This is a genomic window from Mycolicibacterium palauense, from assembly GCF_002592005.1.
Lineage (GTDB): Bacteria > Actinomycetota > Actinomycetes > Mycobacteriales > Mycobacteriaceae > Mycobacterium > Mycobacterium palauense.
Genome location: NZ_NVQF01000057.1, coordinates 1 through 20,635, shown reverse-complemented (window position 1 = coordinate 20,635; position 20,635 = coordinate 1). Strand labels below are relative to the sequence as shown.

At 71.0% G+C, this 20,635-nt stretch carries 22 protein-coding genes; 12 read left to right on the top strand and 10 right to left on the bottom strand.

From position 1 onward, the window contains the following. Window positions 1-43 precede the first annotated feature (43 nt). The 10 genes from trxA to CSR00_RS20035 all read left to right on the top strand — a co-directional run bounded on the left by trxA (window position 44) and on the right by CSR00_RS20035 (window position 8,550). The gene (gene trxA, locus CSR00_RS20075; protein ID WP_099024184.1) at window positions 44-424 is read left to right on the top strand and encodes a thioredoxin; all 381 of its coding nucleotides are present in this window, start codon (window positions 44-46) and stop codon (window positions 422-424) included. Between the two features lie 73 nt (window positions 425-497). Continuing rightward, entirely contained in the window at window positions 498-626 is a 129-nt protein-coding gene (locus tag CSR00_RS31585; RefSeq protein ID WP_281259742.1) for a DUF8730 family Cys-rich protein, read from the top strand. A 162-nt stretch (window positions 627-788) separates the two neighbouring features. Then, on the top strand, window positions 789-1,172 hold the full coding sequence (locus CSR00_RS20070) for an ArsR/SmtB family transcription factor (protein WP_099024183.1): 384 nt from the start codon (window positions 789-791) through the stop codon (window positions 1,170-1,172). A 2-nt stretch (window positions 1,173-1,174) separates the two neighbouring features. After that, window positions 1,175-1,654 (top strand): NADH-quinone oxidoreductase subunit B family protein, encoded by a 480-nt coding sequence (locus CSR00_RS20065; RefSeq protein WP_099024182.1) that lies wholly within the window; start codon window positions 1,175-1,177, stop codon window positions 1,652-1,654. Beyond that, window positions 1,651-3,630, top strand: a complete 1,980-nt coding sequence (locus CSR00_RS20060) for a proton-conducting transporter transmembrane domain-containing protein (protein WP_099024181.1) — start codon at window positions 1,651-1,653, stop codon at window positions 3,628-3,630. Before CSR00_RS20065 ends, CSR00_RS20060 begins: the two co-directional genes overlap by 4 nt. Before the next feature lie 5 nt (window positions 3,631-3,635). Then, window positions 3,636-4,583, top strand: a complete 948-nt coding sequence (locus CSR00_RS20055; RefSeq protein WP_099024207.1) for a respiratory chain complex I subunit 1 family protein — start codon at window positions 3,636-3,638, stop codon at window positions 4,581-4,583. Then, window positions 4,580-5,242: a hypothetical protein gene (locus CSR00_RS20050; RefSeq protein ID WP_099024180.1), complete on the top strand. Its 663-nt coding sequence runs from the start codon at window positions 4,580-4,582 to the stop codon at window positions 5,240-5,242. Before CSR00_RS20055 ends, CSR00_RS20050 begins: the two co-directional genes overlap by 4 nt. Next, a complete protein-coding gene (locus tag CSR00_RS20045) occupies window positions 5,242-6,708 on the top strand; it encodes a proton-conducting transporter transmembrane domain-containing protein (RefSeq protein ID WP_099024179.1) in 1,467 nt (488 codons plus the stop codon). Before CSR00_RS20050 ends, CSR00_RS20045 begins: the two co-directional genes overlap by 1 nt. Next, complete coding sequence (locus CSR00_RS20040; RefSeq protein WP_407662483.1) at window positions 6,705-8,186, top strand: hydrogenase large subunit; 1,482 nt, start codon at window positions 6,705-6,707, stop codon at window positions 8,184-8,186. Before CSR00_RS20045 ends, CSR00_RS20040 begins: the two co-directional genes overlap by 4 nt. 133 nt (window positions 8,187-8,319) lie before the next feature. Continuing rightward, window positions 8,320-8,550 (top strand): HicB family protein, encoded by a 231-nt coding sequence (locus tag CSR00_RS20035; RefSeq protein WP_099024177.1) that lies wholly within the window; start codon window positions 8,320-8,322, stop codon window positions 8,548-8,550. A 63-nt stretch (window positions 8,551-8,613) separates the two neighbouring features. On the opposite strand, the gene CSR00_RS20030 is transcribed toward CSR00_RS20035, so the two are convergent. The 9 genes from CSR00_RS20030 to CSR00_RS19990 all read right to left on the bottom strand — a co-directional run bounded on the left by CSR00_RS20030 (window position 8,614) and on the right by CSR00_RS19990 (window position 17,331). Beyond that, window positions 8,614-9,495 (bottom strand): hypothetical protein, encoded by an 882-nt coding sequence (locus tag CSR00_RS20030; RefSeq protein ID WP_099024176.1) that lies wholly within the window; start codon window positions 9,493-9,495, stop codon window positions 8,614-8,616. Then, window positions 9,492-10,715, bottom strand: a complete 1,224-nt coding sequence (locus CSR00_RS20025) for an NHL repeat-containing protein (RefSeq protein WP_245906294.1) — start codon at window positions 10,713-10,715, stop codon at window positions 9,492-9,494. Before CSR00_RS20025 ends, CSR00_RS20030 begins: the two co-directional genes overlap by 4 nt. Next, window positions 10,712-11,590, bottom strand: a complete 879-nt coding sequence (locus tag CSR00_RS20020; RefSeq protein ID WP_099024205.1) for a NifU family protein — start codon at window positions 11,588-11,590, stop codon at window positions 10,712-10,714. Before CSR00_RS20020 ends, CSR00_RS20025 begins: the two co-directional genes overlap by 4 nt. Beyond that, window positions 11,584-12,864: a hypothetical protein gene (locus tag CSR00_RS20015; RefSeq protein WP_245906293.1), complete on the bottom strand. Its 1,281-nt coding sequence runs from the start codon at window positions 12,862-12,864 to the stop codon at window positions 11,584-11,586. The genes CSR00_RS20020 and CSR00_RS20015 overlap by 7 nt, the downstream gene beginning before the upstream one ends. Window positions 12,865-12,869: 5 nt before the next feature. Then, window positions 12,870-13,136, bottom strand: coding sequence for a hypothetical protein (locus CSR00_RS20010; RefSeq protein ID WP_099024203.1), 267 nt, complete (start codon window positions 13,134-13,136; stop codon window positions 12,870-12,872). 5 nt (window positions 13,137-13,141) lie between these two features. Further along, window positions 13,142-13,960: a hydrogenase maturation protease gene (locus CSR00_RS20005; protein WP_407662486.1), complete on the bottom strand. Its 819-nt coding sequence runs from the start codon at window positions 13,958-13,960 to the stop codon at window positions 13,142-13,144. Window positions 13,961-14,022: 62 nt separating this feature from the next. Beyond that, on the bottom strand, window positions 14,023-15,630 hold the full coding sequence (locus CSR00_RS20000; RefSeq protein WP_099024175.1) for a nickel-dependent hydrogenase large subunit: 1,608 nt from the start codon (window positions 15,628-15,630) through the stop codon (window positions 14,023-14,025). 51 nt (window positions 15,631-15,681) lie between these two features. After that, the gene (locus CSR00_RS19995) at window positions 15,682-16,653 is read right to left on the bottom strand and encodes an NADH-quinone oxidoreductase subunit B family protein (RefSeq protein ID WP_099024174.1); all 972 of its coding nucleotides are present in this window, start codon (window positions 16,651-16,653) and stop codon (window positions 15,682-15,684) included. Between the two features lie 123 nt (window positions 16,654-16,776). Further along, window positions 16,777-17,331, bottom strand: coding sequence for a DUF1641 domain-containing protein (locus CSR00_RS19990; RefSeq protein WP_099024173.1), 555 nt, complete (start codon window positions 17,329-17,331; stop codon window positions 16,777-16,779). Window positions 17,332-17,578: 247 nt separating this feature from the next. On the opposite strand from CSR00_RS19990, the gene CSR00_RS19985 reads away from it, so the two are divergent. Together CSR00_RS19985 and CSR00_RS19980 are read left to right on the top strand one after the other, a co-directional pair. Continuing rightward, entirely contained in the window at window positions 17,579-18,640 is a 1,062-nt protein-coding gene (locus tag CSR00_RS19985) for an AraC family transcriptional regulator (protein WP_099024172.1), read from the top strand. Between the two features lie 184 nt (window positions 18,641-18,824). Continuing rightward, entirely contained in the window at window positions 18,825-19,652 is an 828-nt protein-coding gene (locus CSR00_RS19980) for a class I fructose-bisphosphate aldolase (protein WP_099024171.1), read from the top strand. On the opposite strand, the gene CSR00_RS19975 is transcribed toward CSR00_RS19980, so the two are convergent. Beyond that, on the bottom strand, window positions 19,649-20,590 hold the full coding sequence (locus CSR00_RS19975) for a GAF domain-containing sensor histidine kinase (protein ID WP_245906292.1): 942 nt from the start codon (window positions 20,588-20,590) through the stop codon (window positions 19,649-19,651). The two genes, CSR00_RS19980 and CSR00_RS19975, sit on opposite strands and share 4 nt — an antisense overlap. Window positions 20,591-20,635: the final 45 nt, after the last annotated feature.

Here is a 20,635-nt window from a genome sequence, read left to right as displayed (position 1 = left end):
GACACGAGCCGGCAAGAACCAAGGAGCTGAAGGAGATACGAACATGACAACGCGCACGTTGACCTACGACGACTTCGAGACGACCATCCTCAACAACGAGATCGTGCTGGTGGACTTCTGGGCCTCCTGGTGCGGCCCGTGCCGGGCATTCGCGCCGGTGTTCGAGAAGTCCTCGGCCGCACACCCCGAGGTGGTGCATGCCAAGGTCGACACCGAGGCCGAGCAGGAGCTCGCCGCGGTGATGGGCATCCGGTCCATCCCCACCATCGCGGCCTTCCGCGACGGGATCATGGTCTTCAGCCAGCCGGGCGCACTGCCCCCGGCGGCGCTGGAGGACCTGATCTCCCAGATCGAGGCGCTGGACATGGACACCGTCCGCGCCAAGATCGCCGAGCGCAAGGCCACCGCCCAGACCCAGGCCTGAACCCGGCGCAACCACAAAGCCCGACAACCACAACCACACCGCCCCGACGAGAGACGACGAAGGAGGAACGCTCATGTGCTACCCGGTGAAATGCCCCCGCTGCGGCAAGACCACCTGGGACGGCTGCGGACAGCACGTCGCCGAGGTGAAGGCCTCGGTGCCGCCCGCCCAGTGGTGCACCTGCGCCGACCGCCGGCGCTGACACCCCGCGCCCGCCGCGCACGAACTCCCCGGGACCCGCCACGTCGGCGAGGTTTCCGGGGAGTTCGCACTCGAGCGGCACGGGTCCGATTTGGACGGCTCGGCCGGCCGCCGCTACAGTGGATTGCGATTTCGTTCAATCCGTCAACCGTTGAGGTGAGCCGTGCCGGCCCGGTTCCTGCAAGACTCCGAACAACCGCTGTATGAGATCAAGGCCAACCTGTTCAAGGCGTTGTCGCACCCCGCCCGCATCCGGATCCTGGAGATCCTCTCCTCCACCCAGGAGGCCACCCCGGTCAGCGACATCCTGACCGGGACCGGGATCGAGGCGACACTGCTGTCGCAACATCTCGCTGTCCTCAAGCGCCACCACGTCGTCGTCGGTGAACGCGTGGGCAACGCCGTGTACTACCGCCTGGCGCATCCGAAGATCGCCGAGTTGCTGCTGATCGCCCGGATCTTCCTCACCGACACCCTCTCGGCGCGACGCGACCAGCTCGAGGCCATGCGGTCACTGCCCCCGATCGGCACCTCGGGGGATCAGTGACCATGGGCTGGCTGACCAAGATCCTGCGCACCGGCCGCATCACCGAAACGGCCGACGACGCTCCGCCGGCGTGCACCGAACCCGTGGCGGGAGTTCGCGGATCACTGCAGATCCGGCATGTCGACGCCGGCTCGTGCAACGGTTGCGAAGTCGAGATCGGCGGGGCGTTCGGCCCGGTCTACGACGCCGAACGATTCGGTGCCCGACTGGTCGCGTCCCCGCGCCACGCCGACGCGCTGCTGGTCACCGGACCGGTCACCCACAACATGGCCGACCCGCTCCGCGACACGGTGCAGGCCACGCCGCTGCCCCGGGTGGTGATCGCCTGCGGCGACTGCGCGATCAACCGGGGGGTGTTCGCCGACGCCTACGGTGTGGCCGGCGCCGTCGGTGACATCGTCGACGTCGACGTCGAGATCCCCGGGTGCCCACCCGAACCCGGCCAGATCGTCGCCGCGCTGCGCAAGGTGACCGGGAGATGACCGCGCTCGCCACCACGACGCCGAGCCCACCCCACCGCCGGGACCGCGGTGGCGGCTCCCCCGGCCCCGCGATATCCGGGACGGCCACGGCCGCGGTCGGCGCGCTCGGGCTCTGGGCGGGCCTGCTCGGAATGTTCGGGCACCCGGCACCGATGCGGATCGACTGGCTGCTGCCGCTGGCCGGCGTGCAGATCACCCTCGACCCGCTGGGCGGCTTCTTCATGGCCCTGACCGGCGCCGTGGCCGTCCCGGTCGGGCTCTACACCGTCGGCTACGCCCGCCGGGAACATCTCGGCCCGGTCCCGCTGACCGTGCTGCCCCTGTTCGTCGCCGCCATGCTGCTGGTTCCCGCGGCGGGCACGGTCACCACGCTGCTCTACGGCTGGGAGCTGATGGCGGTGGCGTCGCTGGTACTGGTGCTGACCGAGCACCGCCGCGCCGAGGTCCGTTCGGCCGCACTGTTCTACGCCGTCATGACCCAGCTCGGCTTCCTGATGATCCTCGTGGGGCTGATGATCGCGGTTGCCATCACGGGATCGGATCGACTCACCGACCTCTCGGCGCTGCCGCCGGGGGTCCGCAACATCGTCTTCGTCCTGACCGTGACCGGGTTCGGCTCCAAGGCGGGCCTGCTGCCGCTGCACGCCTGGCTCCCCCGCGCCCACCCCGAGGCCCCGAGCCCCGTGTCGGCGCTGATGAGTGCGGCCATGGTCAACCTCGGTATCTACGGGATCGTGCGGGTGGACCTTCATCTCCTGGGAACCCCCGAATACTGGTGGGGGCTGCTCCTCGTCGTGGCCGGTGCACTCTCGGCGCTCTACGGGGTGCTACAGGCCACCGTCGCCGTCGATCTCAAACGTCTGCTCGCCTACTCCACCACCGAGAACATGGGGGTGATCAGCCTCGCGCTGGGAGCGTCGATCCTGCTGCGTGACGCCGGGGCCGACTCCGCGGCGGTCGTCGCCGTCACCGCGGCCGCCCTGCACCTGATCGCGCATGCGGCATTCAAGTGCCTGGCGTTCCTGGGGGCCGGTTCGGTGCTCGCGGCCACCGGCCTCCGCGATCTGGACCGCCTCGGCGGACTGGCCCACCGGATGCCGGCGACGACCGCCCTCTTCGGGATCGCCGCGCTGGGGGCCTCCGGCCTGCCGCTGGGCGCCGGGTTCGTCAGCGAATGGCTGTTGCTGCAGGCGCTGGTCCACGGCGGCTCCGGTCACGGCCCCACACTGGCCCTGGTCGCGCCGCTGGCGGTCGGGGCCATCGCGCTGACCACCGGGCTCGGCGTCGCGGCCATGGTGAAGGCGTTCGGGATCGGATTCCTGGCCCGGGCCCGGTCCACGGCGGCCGCCGGCGCCGCCGAAGCCGGCCCCGCCATGGTGACCGGCATGGCGCTGGCCGCCGCGGCCTGCATGTGCGTGGCGGTCGTTCCGGCGATCGTGGCGCCCGCGCTGGCCGCGATGGTCGGCCAGGTCACCGCACCGGACACCGCCACGATGGTCGACTTCGCCACGACCATCCGGCTGCCCGGGCTACCCGGCTCGATCAGCCCCACCTGGCTCGCGCTGACCCTGGCCGCCGCGGTCGCCGCGAGTGCGGCGACGCTGGCCTGGCGGTCGCGCCGCCGGCCCGCACCGGTGGAGCTGCCCCTGTGGGCATGCGGGGCAGCGGAACTGACCCCGCGCATGGAGTACACCGCCACCTCGTTCGCCGAGCCGCTGCAGCGGGTCTTCCACGACGTGCTGCGCCCCGACACCGACATCGAGATCAGTCATCACGTCGAATCCCGATACATGGTCGAGTCGATCAGCTACCGCAGCCGGGTGTCCGACGCGATCGAGCGCAAGGTCTACGCCCCGGTGATCGCCGCGGTTTCGGCGCTCGCCGAGCTGGCCCGGCGGGCCCACACCGGCAGCGTGCACCTGTATCTCACCCTCGGCGCGCTGGGGGTCCTGGTGGTCATGGTGGTGTCGCGATGAGCGTGCTGCCCTACGCGGCCGGCGTCGCGCAGCTGGCGACGGTGGTGCTGGGAGCACCGCTGGTGACCGGGCTGATGCGCCAGGTTCGGGCCGCGCTGGAGGGCCGCGTCGGTGGCGGGCTGCTCCAGCCCTGGCGCGACATCCGCAAGCAGTTCGGCAAGCAGCAGATCAGGCCGACCGGTACCACCGTGGTCTTTCTGGCCGCGCCGTTGGTCCTCGCCGGGACGACGGTGCTGATCGCCGCGGTGGCGCCGATCGTCGCCACCGGGTCGCCGCTGGACTCCGTCGCCGACCTGTTCGCGGTCGTCGGTCTGCTGTTCCTGGGCACCGTCGCGCTGATCCTGTCCGGCATCGATACCGGGACCTCCTTCGGGGGCATGGGCGCCAGCCGCGAGATCACCATCGCGGCGCTGGTCGAACCGACGATCCTGATGGCCGTGTTCGCGTTGTCCATACCCGCCCATTCGGCCAATCTCGGTGCGCTGGTGTCGAACACCCTCCAGAACCCCGCGCAGGTCGCTTCCCTGTCGGGGGTGCTGGCGTTCGCGGCCCTGGTCATCGTCATCATCGCCGAGACCGGCCGGCTGCCCGTCGACAACCCGGCGACGCACCTGGAGCTCACGATGGTGCACGAGGCGATGGTGCTGGAGAATTCCGGTCCGCGCCTGGCGCTCATCGAGTGGGGTTCGGCGATGCGACTGGCCGTCCTGCTGGCGCTGCTGGCCAACCTCTTCCTGCCCTGGGGCATCGCCGGGTCCGGCTCCGGTCCGGCCCTGATCGCGCTCGGTGTCGTGGCCGTTGTCGTCAAGGTCGCGGTCCTGGCGGCGATCCTGGCCGCGGTCGAGGTCTTCATCGCCAAACTCCGGTTGTTCCGGGTGCCGGAACTGCTGGCGGGGTCCTTCCTGCTGGCCCTGCTGGCCGTCGTCGCCGCCAACTTCCTGGTGGCAACGTGAGCGCCGAAACCTACTCCCTGGCCATCAATTTCGCCGCCGGCATGCTGCTGCTGGCCGCGGTGCTGATCGTCTGGCGCCGCGACCTGGCCAGCATGGTTCGGTTGGTGGCGCTGCAGGGCATCGCCCTGGCGGCGATCCCCCTGGTGAACGCCTGGTACGAATCCGACGCGACCCTGCTGATGGTCGGTCTGACGATTCTGGCGCTGCGGGCGCTGGCGCTGCCGTGGCTGCTGGGTCGTGCGGTGGCGGCCGAGCCGACCGACGGGCGCGAGGCCACACCCCTGGTCAACGTCGCCAGTTCGCTGCTGATCGCCTCGGGACTGACCGTTGCCGCCTTCGCCGTCGCCCGCCCGGTCGCGGCCCTGGAACCCGGCCCGGGGACGGCGGCGGTGCCCGCGGCGTTCGCCGTCGTGTTCGTCGCGCTGTTCGTCATGGCCACCCGCCGGCGCGCGGTGTCGCAGGCAATCGGATTCCTGATGCTCGACAACGGGATCGCCGCATCGGCGTTCCTGCTGACGGCCGGGGTTCCGCTCATCGTCGAACTGGGCGCCTCCCTCGACGTGCTGTTCGCGATCGTGGTGATCGGCGTGCTCACCGGGCGTCTTCGGCGCGCGTTCGGCGACACCGATCTGGACCAGCTGCGGGAGTTGAGGGACTGATGATCGTGGCCCTGCTGATCGCGATGGCCGCCCCGGTGGCCGCCGCCCTGACCATCCTGGTCGCCGGCTGGCGCCCGGTCACGGCCTGGGTGCCGGTGGCGGCCTCGGTGACCGTGCTGGCGTGCGGGGTCGCCGAGGCCACCCGGGTGGGCGACAGCGTGCACGTCGGCCTCGGTGGGCTACTGCGCGTCGACGCGATCACCGCGACCATGCTGATCGTCATCGGCGTGGTCGCCACCCTGGCCACCTGGGCCAGCGTGGGGTACCTGCAGACCGAGGCGGCCCACGGACACGCCGGCGCCTCCGACATGCGCCGTTACGGGGTGCTCACCTCGGCGTTCCTGGCCGCCATGGTGCTGGCGGTGTGCGCCAACAACATCGGCGTGATCTGGGTGGCGATCGAGGCGACGACGATCGTGACCGCCTTCCTCGTCGGCCACCACCACACCCGCACCGCGTTGGAGGCCACCTGGAAGTACGTCATCGTCTGCTCCGTCGGCATCGCGGTCGCCTTCCTCGGTACCGTGCTGCTCTACTTCGCTGCCCGCCACGCCGGCGCCGGGGCCGACACCGCGTTGAACCTCGACGTGCTGATGGCCACCGCGCACAACCTCGACCCCGCGGTGACCCGGCTCGCCGGCGCGCTGCTGTTGCTGGGTTACGGCGCCAAGGCGGGTCTGTTCCCGTTCCACACCTGGCTGGCCGACGCGCACAGCCAGGCCCCGGCACCGACCTCGGCGCTGATGAGCGGGGTGCTGCTGGCGGTGGCCTTCTCCGTGGTGATCCGGATCAAACCCGTCGTCGACACCGCCACCGGCCCGGGATTCCTGCGCACCGGCCTGGTGGTCATGGGTCTGATCACGCTTCTGATCGCGGCACTGATGCTCACCGCGACCGGCGATCTGAAACGGATGCTCGCCTACTCCTCGATGGAGAACATGGGGCTCGTCGCCATCGCGGCAGCGGCCGGCACCCGCCTGGCCATCGCCGCGCTGCTGTTGCACGTCGCGGCCCACGGGGTCGGCAAGACGGTGCTTTTCGTCAGCAGTGGACAGCTTCAGGCCGCGCACCGATCCACCGCCATCGCCGACATCACCGGTGTGCTGGGGCGCTCACGCATGGTCGGCGGCGCGTTCGCCGTCGGGGCCCTGGTGCTCCTGGGAATGCCCCCGTTCGCGATGTTCGCCTCCGAGCTGGCCATCGCGCGCTCGCTGGCCGACGCCGGCCTGGCCTGGTCACTGGCCGCCGCGATGATCCTGGTCGGTGTGGCGTTCGCCGCACTGGCCCGCAACAGCGGCCGCATTCTGTTCGGGTCGGCCCCCGACGACGCACCCCCGATCAGCACACCCGTGACCGTCACGATGGCCCTGGCCGTCGGCCTGGCCTGCTGCGTGGCGCTGGCCACCGCCCCGTCGGCCTTCAACGACCTGCTCACCACCGCCGGAACCCTCGGAGCGCCACGGTGACCCCGGCAACGCCGGACACGGTGCGCCACACCGTCGGCGAGCACGAGCTGGCCGCCGCGGCCGCGGACCTGCTGGACGGCGGGTATCGGGCCGCGCTGGTGGCCGCCCACGACGACGGCCACCAGCTGCGGGTGGTGTACCTGTTCCTGGCGGCCCGACCGGACCGGCGCGTCGAGCTGGTCCTGCGACTGCCGGCCGACACCCCCCGGCTGCCGTCACTGGCCGACCTTTCGTTCCCGCTGAGCCGCTTCGAACGCGAAATGGCCGATCTGTTCGGCATCGAACTGGTGGGCCATCCGCGTCCGCGTCGGCTGGTCCGCCACGCCCACTGGCCCGAGCGATGGCATCCGATGCGCGCCGACGCCGGTGCGCCGCCGCCGTTCGAGCCCAGCGGCCGGTTCCCCTTCGTCGCGGTGGAGGGACCCGGCGTCTACGAGATCCCGGTCGGGCCCGTGCACGCCGGCATGATCGAACCGGGGCACTTCCGGTTCTCGGTCGCCGGCGAGACCATCCTGCGGCTCAAGGCCCGGCTCTGGTACGTCCACCGGGGGGTGGAGAAGGCGTTCCAGGGCCGGACGGGCATGGACGCCGTCGCACTGGCGGAACGGATCAGCGGGGACACCTCGGCCGCACACGCGCTGGCGCACTGCCTGGCCGTCGAGAACGCCGCCGGCGTCGAGGTGCCCGCCGACGCGCAGCGGCTGCGGATGCTGCTCGTCGAACTGGAGCGGCTCTACAACCACGCCGCCGACCTGGGCGCACTCGCCAACGACGTCGGGTTCTCGCTGGCCAACACCCACGCCCTGCGCATCCGGGAAGCGCTGCTGCGGATCAACGCCGAGGTCACCGGCCACCGGCTGCTACGCGGGGCGCTGCGGCCCGGCGGGGTGACGCTGCGGGCCCTTCCCGACCCGGCGCGGCTGCGCGACCTCGGCACCGATCTTGCCGAGGTCGCCGCCCTCACGCTGGGCAACACGGTGGCCTACGACCGATTCTGCGGCACCTCCGCGCTGGCGACCGAGGACGCCCGCGCGCTGGGTTGTCTCGGCTACGTCGCCCGGGCCAGCGGATTGCGCTCCGATGCGCGCCTCGACCATCCCGTGATCGACCTGCCGGTGACCGAGGTCGGCGCGCAGACCGGCGATGTGCTGGCCCGATACCAGGCGCGCCGGGACGAGTTCGCCGCCTCGGTGGACCTGGTGTGCCGGCTGGTCGAGGGCCATTCCGGCGGACTCGACCACACCGTCGCCGTGCCGGAGGCCCGGGGCGAGGGTGTCGGGATCGTCGAAGGCTGGCGCGGCTCCATCGTGCACCGCGCCGAGGTCGGACCGGACGGCTCGTTGACCAGGGCCAAGGTTGTCGACCCGTCCTGGTTCAACTGGCCGGCGCTGCCGGTGGCGATGTCCGACACGATCGTGCCGGACTTCCCCTTGACCAACAAGAGCTTCAACCTCTCCTACGCCGGCAACGACCTGTAGGCCCGCACGTCCACCGGTCCCCGGCCCGCGGGCCGGACGACACCACCTGGTCCCGTCGGTACGGGTCCTTGGGACCCGGAATCGGGGGCCAACACCGAGGCCGCCGCGCGCGGCCCGGTCCTACGGTTTAACCATGAACACCGAGACGAAAGCCCTCGAGTACAGCTACCGGATCCACTGGTCGCCCGACGAGCGCGGCTACATCGCATCGGTGGCCGAGTTCCCGTCGATCCGGTCGGCTCCCGCCCCGACGCCCCAGGAGGCCGCCCGAACGGCGTTGTCGTCGGTTCAGGCCCACCTCAGTGCCTTGGCACAGCGCGGAGAGCCGGGACCCGCACCCCACGGCGTCATCCGGTGCGGCTGAGGACGCCGGAGTCCGCCGCCCCGCCTCGCGCCGCCGGTCGCGCGTCGCGGGTTCGGGACGCGGTCAGGGCCGCGACGGTCCCAGCCCCACCAGCCCGGGATCGAAGGTCGAACGCGCGGACACCGAGGTGGCGGCGGCCCTGACCACGACCGCGGCATCGGACTCGTGGCCCTTGGGGAACACGATCTCGGCGCTGTCCGGGCCGTCCCGGTGGGCCATCAGCCAGTCGTAGAGCAGCCAGTCCACCGCGCAGGTCACCGCCAACGGGTCCGCCTCGGCCAGGCTCGCCGAGGCGATCACCGCGTTCAACGCGTCCAGGTGCTCCTGTCGGGCGGCCTGCTTGTTCACCCCGGAGCTGTCGAACATCATCATCGACAGGGTCAGCGGAAAGCGTTGTCCGGCTTCGGTGCGCACCACCCAACGCCCCCCGAGCCACGGACGCTGCGGATCGACCTGGTGCATCTCCCCGAAGCCCCCGATGACACCGACGTCCGGATCGTCGAGTTCGCCGTCCAACGGCGCCGGTCCGAGCAGGCCCAGCGGCAGCCGCGCGCGGATCGAGAACAGCGCCGCGGTCCCGATGATCTTGCCGGCCCGCAGATCCGCTGGGGTGCCGGTGCTCTCCAGCGCGGCGGCGTACTCGAAACACAGTCGGTCCAGTGCCCGGTGCAGGTCGACGAGCGCGTCACGCTCGGTGGAGTCGGTGGGACGCCGGCCACCACCGAGGATCTCGCCGAACCGCTCGGCGGCGATGATCAGCGCGTCGTCGAGTGCCTCCAGGTGGGTGGCGATCAGCCGGTCGGGCTCCTCCTCCATCGGGGTGTCCATCGGGTTGTCCATCAGGTTGTCGCCGGCGACCAGCTGCTGCAGGTGTGTCGGCACCCCGGCCGCCGTGGTCCAGAAGAACCCGATCTGGCCGTCGGACTGGACGATCCGCGGTCTCACCGTCGCCGCCAGATCATCACCCGGTTGTTCCCCGAATCGGCGACCGCCAGCCGGTCGCCGCGCAGGGACAGCCCGTAGGGCCAGCACAGGGTGTCGTGCTGAACGGCGGCCCACCGGTTCTCGCCGTTGCTGGCGAAATCCGGCTGGGCCAGGACATGATCGGCGGGACGACCGTCGGACGGCAGCCCGTCCCACAGCAGCACCCTGTTGTTGGCCGTGTCGGCGACCGCCAGCCGCTCCCCGGCGGCACCACCGCCGGCGTCGAGGCCGATCGCGTACGGGAAGCGGAACCGGTCCGCGGTGTGCGGACCGTAGGGCCATTCCTGGGAGTCACCGAAGTCGCGCTGGCCCAGCAGCATGGCCGCCGGGCCGTCGCGGTCCGGCTGCGGCGACCAGCCCAGCACCCGATGGTTGCCGGCATCGGCGATCAACAGCAGATCGGCGCGCCCGGTGATGGCGTGCGGCCAGCGGAAACTGGCCGGCCCGACCCGCTCCCCCCGGTTCTCCTCGCGATGGGCCGCGTCGGGCTGTCCGAGGACGATGTCGGCGGGCCGTCCGGGCTCCGGAATACCGTCCCGCCACCCGAGGACGCGGCGATTGCCGGTGTCGGCCACCCAGAACGTGTCCCCCAGGACCGCCACGCCGAACGGCCAGTACAGCGTGGCGGCCGAGCAGCCGGTGCCCCCGTTGGGCTCCACCGACGACGGATCCTTCTGCCCCAGAATCAGATCCGGGGCGACGTCGTCGCGCGTCGGGATCGTGTCCCAGACCAGGATCCGGTGGTGCCAGGCGTCGGCGACGACCAGCCGGCCGTCGTGGATCAGCACCCCCGTCGGCAGGTTCATCCCGCGTTCGGGCCCGCGCCCGCCGGCCGCACGCCCCTCGGTCGTCCCGTCCGGCTGGCCCAGCACCACGTCGGCGGGTTGTTCGTCGGCGTCGGGCAACCCGTTCCACACCAGCACCCGGTGGTTTCCCGAATCCGCGACCACCACGTGACGTTCCCCGAGGAACACGGCCCGCGGGGAGTACATCCAGGCCGCGGTCGGGTTCGCGGGCGGCAGCGCCAACCCCCCGGGGGCGGGGGCTCCCAACCAGACCTCGGGGCGCCAACCGTCGCTGAGGTCGGCGGCCGGCCGGGCGAACTGTCGCACCGGATCACCGGCGGACAGCACGGCACCGGAGGCGCCGGAGATGTTGTGCCGAACGGTGTATCGACTCATCCCCGCACTCTTACCCAGACGTCTCCGTCGTCGACCCGCAGTGGCAGTTGTTCGAGCTGGGCGCCCGGGGCGCTGAGACACTCACCCGAGCTCGCGTCGTAGCAGAAGCCGTGCCACGGACAGGTGAGCGTCCCGTTGCCGACGTCGAGGATGGCGTTGTCCAGTGGCAGACCCTCGTGCGCGCATTCGTTGCGGTAGGCCGACAGCCGGCGGCCGACGCTGACGATGATCACGTCGGCCTCCTCCCCCGACTCGGCGGTCAGGCTGTGCATCACCACACCGTCGTCGGGCACATGGGCGGCGGCACCCAGCCGGGCCCACCCCTGAAGCGGCCGGTCCGGCGGCATCCGCAGCGATTCCACCGGGATCAGCGCCGGTGTCGGCTCGTTCGGCAGCACCTCGACCGCGGTGATGGACGGGACCCCGTCGACCAGGGCGTCCTGCACCAGGGTGCGCAGTGTCACCGACGACATCGAGCAGCCGTTGCAGGCACCCTCGAGCCGCACGAACGCGGTGCCCTCGGCGACCCGGACCAGGGTGACATCGCCGCCGTGGCTGTGCAGCTGGGGCCGCACGGAGTTGAGCACCCGGTTCGCGTGGGTCACCGGGTCCGGGCGGATGATCTCGTGCAGCGACAGCAGCAGATGCACCACCGGGTCGTCCACCAGCTCGAAGAGCACGGCGCGGGCCGCGTCGTCCTCCCGCATCCGCCGCACCATGGTGACCAGCCCGGCGCGGTGCACCGCCTCCAGCGCGGCCTTGAGCTCCTCGGCGACGGCCCGCGACGCCGGGTCCAGATCGGCCAGGGCAGCCACGGCGTCGTCGACGCGCTGGGCCAGCTCTTCGAGCCCCGGCTCGTAGAGCGCGGTCACGATGCCGGCCCGTCGCCGGGCTGCGAGCGCAACAGGGTGACCTGACGGGCGATCTCGTCGAGAACGCCGCGGACCGCGCGCACCGAGTCGTCGTCGTGGTGCTCCTCGAACAGGAATCGGGCCTCGTAGAGCTTGGCCTTGGCCTGGTCGAACACGCCGAGATGGGCCAGCGCATTGCCCTGGTTGGCCAGCACCCGCGCGCGGCCCAACGGGTCGGTCTCCCGGTCCCGGGCCTCCAGCACCGCCTCGTAGAGCTCCACGGCCTCCACGAGATTGTCGGCCTGGTGTTTCGACGGGGTGTACACCAGCGAGTTCGCCAGATTCAGCTGCACGCTGGCCCACTGTTCGGGGTGCTGCTCGCGGGTGTAGACCTTCAGCGCCGAACGCAGGGACTGGGCGGCCACGCCGAGGCGCAACTGGCTGGAGGCCTCGACCATCGGCATGGTCAGGTAGGCGGTGGCCAGGTTCGCGTGCGCGGCCGCCCACAGCAGTGGGGCCTCTTCCCGCAGCACCAGCTGCAGCGCCGAATGGTAGTGCGGGATGGCCTGCGCGATCAGCCCCGGATTGTCCTGGGCACGTTCATGGATCAACCCCGCGACGGTGAGGTGCAGCTCCGCGCGGCTGACCCGCAGCCCGTCGGCCCCGTCGAGCAGGCGCAGCGCCCGTTCGAGCCGCTGCTGCGCCGACGGGTCGTCGATGTCGCGGCACACCGAACCGGCGGCCCCGGCCAGGGCGCCCTGCAGCCGGGGCGCGGCGGCCGCCGCCGCATCGGCTGCCCGATCCAGCAGTTCGACCGCCGCCTGCGGATCGCCCAGCGACAACGCGTGGCTGGCCTGTGCGGCCAGCACGACCGCGGCCACTTCGCCGTCCCCGCTGCCCACCTCCGGCGCGGTGTCGCGCCGGCCGATCGTGAACAGCACCAGGTCGACCAGGACCCCGAACTCCCCGAGTTCGTCGCGCAGGGCGTCGGTGTCCACCCCGTCGGGGTCCAGCACGAACCGGTTGAAGCGGGTCACCGGATCCTCGCCGTGCAGGTGCGACAGCGCGGACTGCACATCGCCGGAGTGCGCGAGCGCGTGGGCACGCAGCGCCTCGGGCCAGCTCTCGGGCTCGTTCCCGTCCAGCAGCGCCGCGCGCACCGCGTCGTGGCCCGGGCCGTCGGGAATGAGCATGTACCCCAACGGCAGCGAAAAAGCCCCCAGCGCCTGCGGCCGTGGGGCGGGCCCCGGGTTCTCGGCCGGGCCGGAGTCGGGAAGTGCGGTCATGGTGTCGGTCATCGGCATCAACCGTTCAGGGGTCCTCGGATGTTTCGTTCGGCGGCGCGCTTGATCAGGCCGGCCGAGATCTCGGCACGCCGTTTGGTGGCGTGGGTGTCGATTCTGCGGCGCACCACACCGTCGGCGAACACCACGATGATCTCGACGGCCCAGCGGCCACGCTCCTCGATGACGACGGTCGTCACGTCGAGCGCCTCGTCGGCGGAGCTGTCGGCCCGCGCCTCGGTGCGCGGGTGGCGCGGCCAGTCCCCGCCGGTGGGGTGCTCAGCCACGGCGATCACCCGTCCGGCTCCGGTGCGCCGGCGGCCGACTCGAGCGGGACGTGCAGGGCCCTGCGCTCATCGTCCCAGAATGCCGCATACACCCCGGCCAGCGCCCGGTCTCCGACGACTTCGCGGATCAGCAGCGACCGGTCCCCGGCCGGGTTGCGTTGTTTGAGCAGGAGACCACCGCTGCGCGGACCCTGCAACGGGATGAGCCACAGGTCACCGTCGCGCAGCACCGCGGCCACCGCCGACGAGGGGAAGCGGCTGGCGGCCAGCGCGGCGTCCATCCGCAGGTACCCGTCGGCGAACTCGACGGTGACCCGGTCCGCGGCGGCCGGCCGCAGCGGGGCCAGGTACTCGGACTCGATGTCGGCGATCACCGTCTCCATCCCGGCCCGTACCGGCTCGGAGAGCTCGGTCCCGAGTTCCACCGCGGCCGCCTCGATGAGGTAGACGGTGATGTCGGTGGGGCAGTCCTCGCCGAGCGCCCACCGCGCGAACGCGATCGCGTGGTCCCAGCGGAACGAGTGGGTGTGCAGACCCTGCAGCGGCGGCAGTTCGGCCAGTTCCGCGCCGGGAACCTTGAACACGGTGCCCGGCGGGGAGCCGGCGGCGCCCCGGGTCAGGCACGCGTCGACGATCACCACCCGCCCGGCGCCGCGCATCTGGAACGCCACGTCCATTCCCGCGGTGCCGCCGTCGACGAGCCGGGCCCCGTCGGGCACCCCCCGCTCCCAGAGATGGCGGACGAGCACCGGTCCCACGCCGTCGTCGCCGCGCAGCAGGTTGCCGCAGCCGACGACCAGGACCGCGCACCCCGGTGGTTCCAGGTCGGCCCCGTCGGAACGTCCCGGGGTGTGGCGGTCGGTCGTCGTTTCGTTCAACGGCCGGCTCACACCATTCCGTTGATGACGAACTTGGACAGTTCCTTGCCCGTCTTGCCGTCGTAGGCGTGCACGGTGCACACCAGGCAGGAGTCGAAGCTGCGCGCCACGTGGCCGAGCTCGACGGGATCCTCCGGGTCGACGATCGGCGAGCCGACCAGCGCGCGTTCGATCGGCCCGAGCGCTTCCTCGCCGTCGCGCGGTCCGATGTTCCACGCCGTCGGCGTCACCACCTGGTAGTTCTTGATCTTGTTGTCTTCGAGGACGATCCAGTCGCTCAACGCGCCGCGCGCCGCCTCGGTGGAGCCAAAGCCCATGCCCTCGGCATGCTCGACGGGCTTGGAGTAGAAGCTCTCCCGCAGGTCGAGCTGATCAAGCCAGGACCGGGTCCACTGGTAGTACTTCGGGCCCTCGTGCATGCGGGCCAGCTGGCGGACCATGACGCTCGGCCCGATCTTGTTGTACATGTCGACGAAGAGCGGATCGTTGTCCTGATGGGCCGCGGCGTTGGGGCCGCCCGCCGCCATCCGCCGGGCCAACGGCCCCGCCTCCAGCGGAATGTTGCCCAGGTCGCCGACCGCGTAGCGCGGCGATTTGGCCCAGCTGTACTTGCCCTGCTTACGTCCGGCCTCGGGGTCGATCGGGATGGTCTCACCGTCGAACGGATGCAGGGGGCGGCTGCCCTCGTAGAACGAGTGGGTCACGTCCTCGCGGACGTTGGCCTGGTCGAACTCGTACCACTGTCCCTTGGCGTACACCCCGCCACGGCCGATCAGTGCGGCGTTGCGTCCCTCGATGGTCGGGTTCTCGTACAGCGACGGCTCGAAGTAGGTGCCGGTGGCGATGTAGTTGCCCACGCCGGCGCCGTACTTGTCCAGGCCGACGTCCAGGCAGTAGCGGATGAAGAAACCGCAGTCGCTGTTGTACTGCGCCTCGTTCTCGTCGACCCAGGCCAGCACGTCCTCCCAGGTCTTGTTCTCCAGCCAGCGTTCGATGCTGCAGCCCAGCCACTGCCCTTCGAGCCAGTTGTCCTTCCAGTGCTCCAGGATCGCGATCGACCGGGTGACGTCGGACAGGGTGGGTGCGCACATCACCCCGCCGGGGACCATGAAGCTCGAGTGCGGCCACTGCCCGCCGAAGATGGCGTAGACCTCCACCGGCTTGGCCGAAAGCACCACGCCGGGCTGGTAACTCGTGCCCACGTAGGGGGCGAACCGGCGCACCGCCTCGTCGTAGAGCGAGGACTTCGCGTAGTTCTTGTTGGTCAGGTCGATGGCGAACAGGGCGTAGAAGTAGCGCGGGATCGACTGCAGCGTCTCGCAGGCCTGGCAGATGTTGCGCACCAGGGTCGCGTTGGGCGGCATGTGGGTCCGCCAGGCGGTGTCGAGCGCGTAGGCGGACTTGTACAGGTGGCTGCCGCCGCAGATGCCGCAGATACGCGGGCACACGATGAGCCCGGCCTGGGGGTCCTTGCCGCGCAGGATGATCTCGAAGCCGCGGAACATCGCGGCCTCGGTCCACGCGGAGGTCACGACGCCGTCATCGACCGTGACGCGCACGTCGAGGTCACCCTCCACGCGGCCCAGTGGGCTGACGAAGAGGTCAAGCTCGGTCATAGAGGTTTCCTTTCGGGTGAAGCGGGCTGGGTGTTTCGGGTGCGCAGCGCGCTAGACCACGAACATGTCTTCCTTGGACCACTGCGGCGCCGCGATGCGCGCCGCCGCGGCATGCGCCATGTAGGTGAGGTGATCGGAACCTTCCGGGACTTCCTTGGGGATCATGCCGCTGACCTTCTGCGTCTTGAACACCGTGCCCGGCGCGAGGTCGAAGTGCGGGAACTCGGGTTCGGTGCAGCCCACGCAGGGCATCCCGGCACGGGTCTTCGACGACTGCCGGTTCCACAGGATCCGGTTGCACGGCGAGTGGGTCATCGGTCCGCGGCAGCCGAATTCGTAGAACAGGCAACCGGTGCGGGTGCCCTCGCCGAACGACATCGTCGACTGCTTGTACTCGAAGAACTGGACCCGGGTGCACCCCGTCTGGGTGAAGGTTTTGAAGAAGGTCTCGGGCCGGTGCAGTTCATCGAGAGCGATGTCGCCGGCGCGGCCGGTGGCCAGGGCGACGATGATCTGGGTGATCCAGTCCGGGTGCGCCGGGCACCCGGGAATGTTGATGACCGGCAGGCCCATCTTCGAGCGGAAGTCGGGCCCCAGGAAACCGCCCTTGTCACGCTTGTGGAACTGCAGCCCGGTCGATCCCGAGGGGTTGGGCTCCATCGCCGGAATCCCTCCCCAGCAGGCACAGTCGCCGATCGCGACGACGATCTGGGCGGCGCCGGCGAGGTCGGTCACCCAGTCCTTCATCGGGCGGTCGGCGAACATGTCCATCCGCCCCGAGCCGTCGGGCCCCTCGATCACGGTGCCCTCGAACACGAAGATGTCCAGCGGGCGCTCTCCGTTGGCGCAGTCCCAGAACACCTTCTGGGCGTTGTTGCCCAGCTCCAGGCCCAGCGACGGGTGCCACAGCAGGTCGAGACCGAAGTCGACGATCAGGTCGACGACGTTGGGTTCGTCCGCGTTGAGAAACGACATGGTGTTTCCACTGCAGGCACCTCCCTGGAACCACAGAACGGAAGCCATCGACTCTCCTCTCGCAGGTGCGATCCGGATTCGAATCGCGTGTTCTTCGGGCTGTCTTCGAATGTCGTCGTGCTCGGGTACGGTGATTTTCGGGATCGCTGGAATCGTCGGCGCTGCAGGGGGTTACCGGTGGGGAAGGCGGCGACCGAAGGCGCGGGCCACCTGAGCGACGAAGCCCAGGCCGCGGGTGACGTCGCGGTCCCTGCTGAGCCGCCAGAGGCCGTACAGCCCCTTGGGCCCGTCCGGATCGGCGGCCGCGGCGGCCTTGCCCTCCACCAGCGCGTCCCCGGCGTCGGCGAGCAGGTCGACAACCTGCGGAGAGAGCATCTGCGAACGCAGCAGCCTGTTCAGCGCGGGCGCGGCGTCCGCCACCGCCCCGGCCAATGAACTCAACCCGGTGGCGAGCGCCTGGACGTCGACCGTGCGCAGTTCGGCCTGCACGCCGTCCAGGCCGGGCAGTGGGGATCCGGCGCCGCGCAGTTCCTCGACCGTCGAGGACAGCGAGGCGGTGATCTCATCGCCGCGGCGCACGAAGCCGTCGAGCCCGGTGACCAGGATCGCCAGCAGATCGGCGTGATCGAGCAAACTGTTCAGGGCGGCGGCGACCTGCGGGTCCTCCAGCCGTTCCCGGAGCCGGTCGCCCGGCGACGCGTCGACGACCTGACCGTTTGCCGACATATGACCTCCTGGCGGATCGGGACGGGCTGGGCCCGGGGCCTGCGACTCTTATGGCGTCAATCACAAAGCTAGTCGTCGTTTGCGGAGCTGCCTATCGCTTTCGCGCAGTTGCTGTCAGGATTGCGCAAAGTTAAACCCGCTGGCGCGCGCCGAGACCGTGAGAGGCTTGCATGATCACCACAGATTCGCTTAGGGCAGCCTCACCGCCTGCGCCGGCGGGGCCGCCCGGGCGACCAGGGCGGCCGTCGTGTCGCGGCTGACCCGGCTCGGCTTCATCGACGTCCGCCGGACCAGCAACCCGGTCCGGCGCAAGGTCCGCTCGCGCGGCGTGCCGCCGGCGCTGGCCGACAACGAGATCTTCTACACCGAGAGCGCCACCGAGGCCGCCCGGCTGATGGCCAAGGCCCTGGCGCCGCTGTCCCTGTCCGTGGCCCCGGAGACGGCATCGGACTTTGCTGCCACGATGCACGGAGTCCGCCTGCGCAACGTCAGCATGCTCTACCTGGACCTGCATGTCGCCGCGACCGTCGACATCCCGGTGCAGGGGCCGTATTTCGCGGTGCACATGCCCATGAACGGGCGCGCGGCGATCGACCACCGCGGCCGCAGTTTCGAGGCCAACACGCTGACCGCGCTGGTCACCACGCCCGGGACGGCGCTGACGGTCCGCTTCGACCACGACTCCCCCCACCTGCTGATCCGCATCGAACAACGCGCGATGGCCGCCCACCTGACGCGGCTGCTGGGGCGCACTCTCACCAAACCGCTGGAGTTCGCGCCCGAATTCGACCTCGCCACCGAGGCCGCGATGCGCTGGCACACCGCGGTGCAGCTGATCCACACCGAGGTCTATCACCCCGGTTCGCTGATCCAGCGTGGGCAGGGTATCGGCGCGATCGAGGAACTCGTCATGAGCAGCCTGCTGCAGCTGCAACCGTCGAACTACCACCAGGAGCTGCTGCAGCCCGCACAGCCGGAGAGCCGCCGCGCCGTCGTGCAGGACGCGATGGACTTCATCGACGACCACCTCGCCGAGCGGATCACCATGGAGGCCCTGGCCAAGGCCGTGCACATGAGCGTGCGCACGATCCAGCACGGATTCCGCGAGGAGCTCGGCATGACCCCGATGACCTACGTGCGGGAGCGCCGGCTCGAGCGGGTCCACGAGGAGCTGACCGACGCCATTCCCACCGACGGGGTCACCGTGACCGCCGTCGCCGAGCGCTGGGGCTTCCACCACCTGGGCAGCTTCGCCGTCGAGTACCGCAAGCGCTGGGGCGAGGCCCCGTCGGACACCTTGCGGCGCTGATCGGTTGCGGTGACCGGCCGTTCGGCGGGGGGACGCGAAGCCCCCGCCGGCTCCACCGTCTGGGTGAGGTCCGCACCACCGGCCCGGCCTAGCGTGAGCCCCGCCGAGTCCGGCGCACGCAGCGGCACCGGACCTCCACCTCACCGCCGGCACCTCAGCGCCCCACCCCAGCAAGGAGACCCCGATGACCGATCTCAGGCGGATCGCGGCCGCGCTCACGGACCCACGCGGAACCATCCACGCCGTCGGCCACCGAATGCCGGTCACCACGGCCGGATTCGCGCGGTCGGTGTCGGCGATCGCGTTCTGCGCAGAGACGCCGGGCCGGGCGGGCCCGCTGCCGGGAATCGCCCTCGACGCCAACCCCGCGCCGGGCGGGTCACCGAGTGCGGAGAGACGGCTCGACGACCACGACGCGCTGCAGTGCCGACTCGACCGCTACGCCGCGACGGGCGTGGCATTCGCCGTCCGGCGGGCGGCGTTCACCATCTCGGCGACCACGCCCAGCCGCGGCGCCATCGCCGGAAACGCCGTCGCGCTGGCCCGTTTCGCGGCCGCGTGCCAGGGGGCCGGACTGGTTCCGGTCGTCGGCGCGGAGGTCCTCACGACCGGCGGCCACGACCTCGGGCGCTGCGCCGAGGTGACCGGCCGCGTGCAGACCGCGGTGCACCGGGAGCTGACGGCACACGGCGTCGATCTGGCCGGTGCGGTTCTGGCCACGAACATGGTGACCGACGGTGCGGCGCACCTGCGCCGGTCGACACCGGCGCAGGTCGCCGAGGCGACCCTGGGTGCGCTGGGCGGCTGGCCCGCCGCGCTGGGCGGGGTGGCGTTCCTGGCCGGTGGTCGGGAACCGGCCCGGGCCACAGCCAATCTGAAGGCCGATCTCGCCGCCCTGCAACGGTACGACACCCCGTGGCCGCTGACGCTGTGGACGTTCCCTTTTGGCCCCACGGTGGCGTCGCCGGCGCCGACCGTGTCGCGGCGGCGTCCGGAACCGCTGCCCGCCTAGATCTCTCGGGCCGGATCGAGGGGCACGGAGACGGTGACCGTGGTGCCCCCGCCGGGCCGGGAGCGCACCGTGAGCCGGCCGCCCACCAGTTCGGCGCGTTCACGCATCGAGAGCATGCCGTAGCTGGAGGCCGGGCGCTCCGGCGCGGGATCGAAGCCGACACCGTCGTCGGCCACATGCAGCCGGGCCACGCCGTCCTCCACGCCGAATCGCACCGTGGCGGTCAGCGCCCGGGAGTGCTTGACGACGTTCTGCAGCGACTCCTGGGCGATCCGGTACAGCGCGACCTCCAGGTGCTCGGGCAGCCGGTCGTCGGCCAGGTCGAGGTCGAGGTCCACCTCGGGGATGGAGGACGCCAGGCTGGCCAGGCCACCTGTCAGTCCGAGGTCGTCGAGCACCGGCGGACGCAACCCGCTGATCGCCGAACGCGCCTCCGCGAGCGTGAGATCCACCAAATCGCGGGCCTTCTCCAGTTGGCCGGCCGCATCCTCCGGTGCGGCGCCGTCGACGGCGCGGGCGGCCGCATCCAACCGGTAGGTCAGGCTGACCAGGCGCTGGGAGATTCCGTCGTGGATGTCGGCGGCCAGGCGGCGTCGTTCGGCCTCCTGTGCCGCGATCACCTGTTCGGCGAAATTCCCGTGTGCGCGTTCGCGGGCCGACAGCTGTCGGTGCATCCGGGCCTGGTCCAGGGCGCCCGCGGTCATGCGGCCGATGGCGACCAACAACTCGATGTCGCGTTCGGTGAAGTCGCGCCGGGCGATGGTGTGCACGTTGAGCACACCCACCAGGCCCCCGTGCCCGGTCTCCATCGGTACCGAGGCCATCGACGTGTAGTCGGGGCCGCGCAGCCCCGCCACGGCCACATAGCGCGGATCGTCCTCCTTGTGGCTGACGATCACCACGGGCCGGCGGTGGCTGGCCACCCAGCCCTGATACACATCTCACCTGACCCACACCCCCCCGTGCGTCACTCTCTGGTCCCT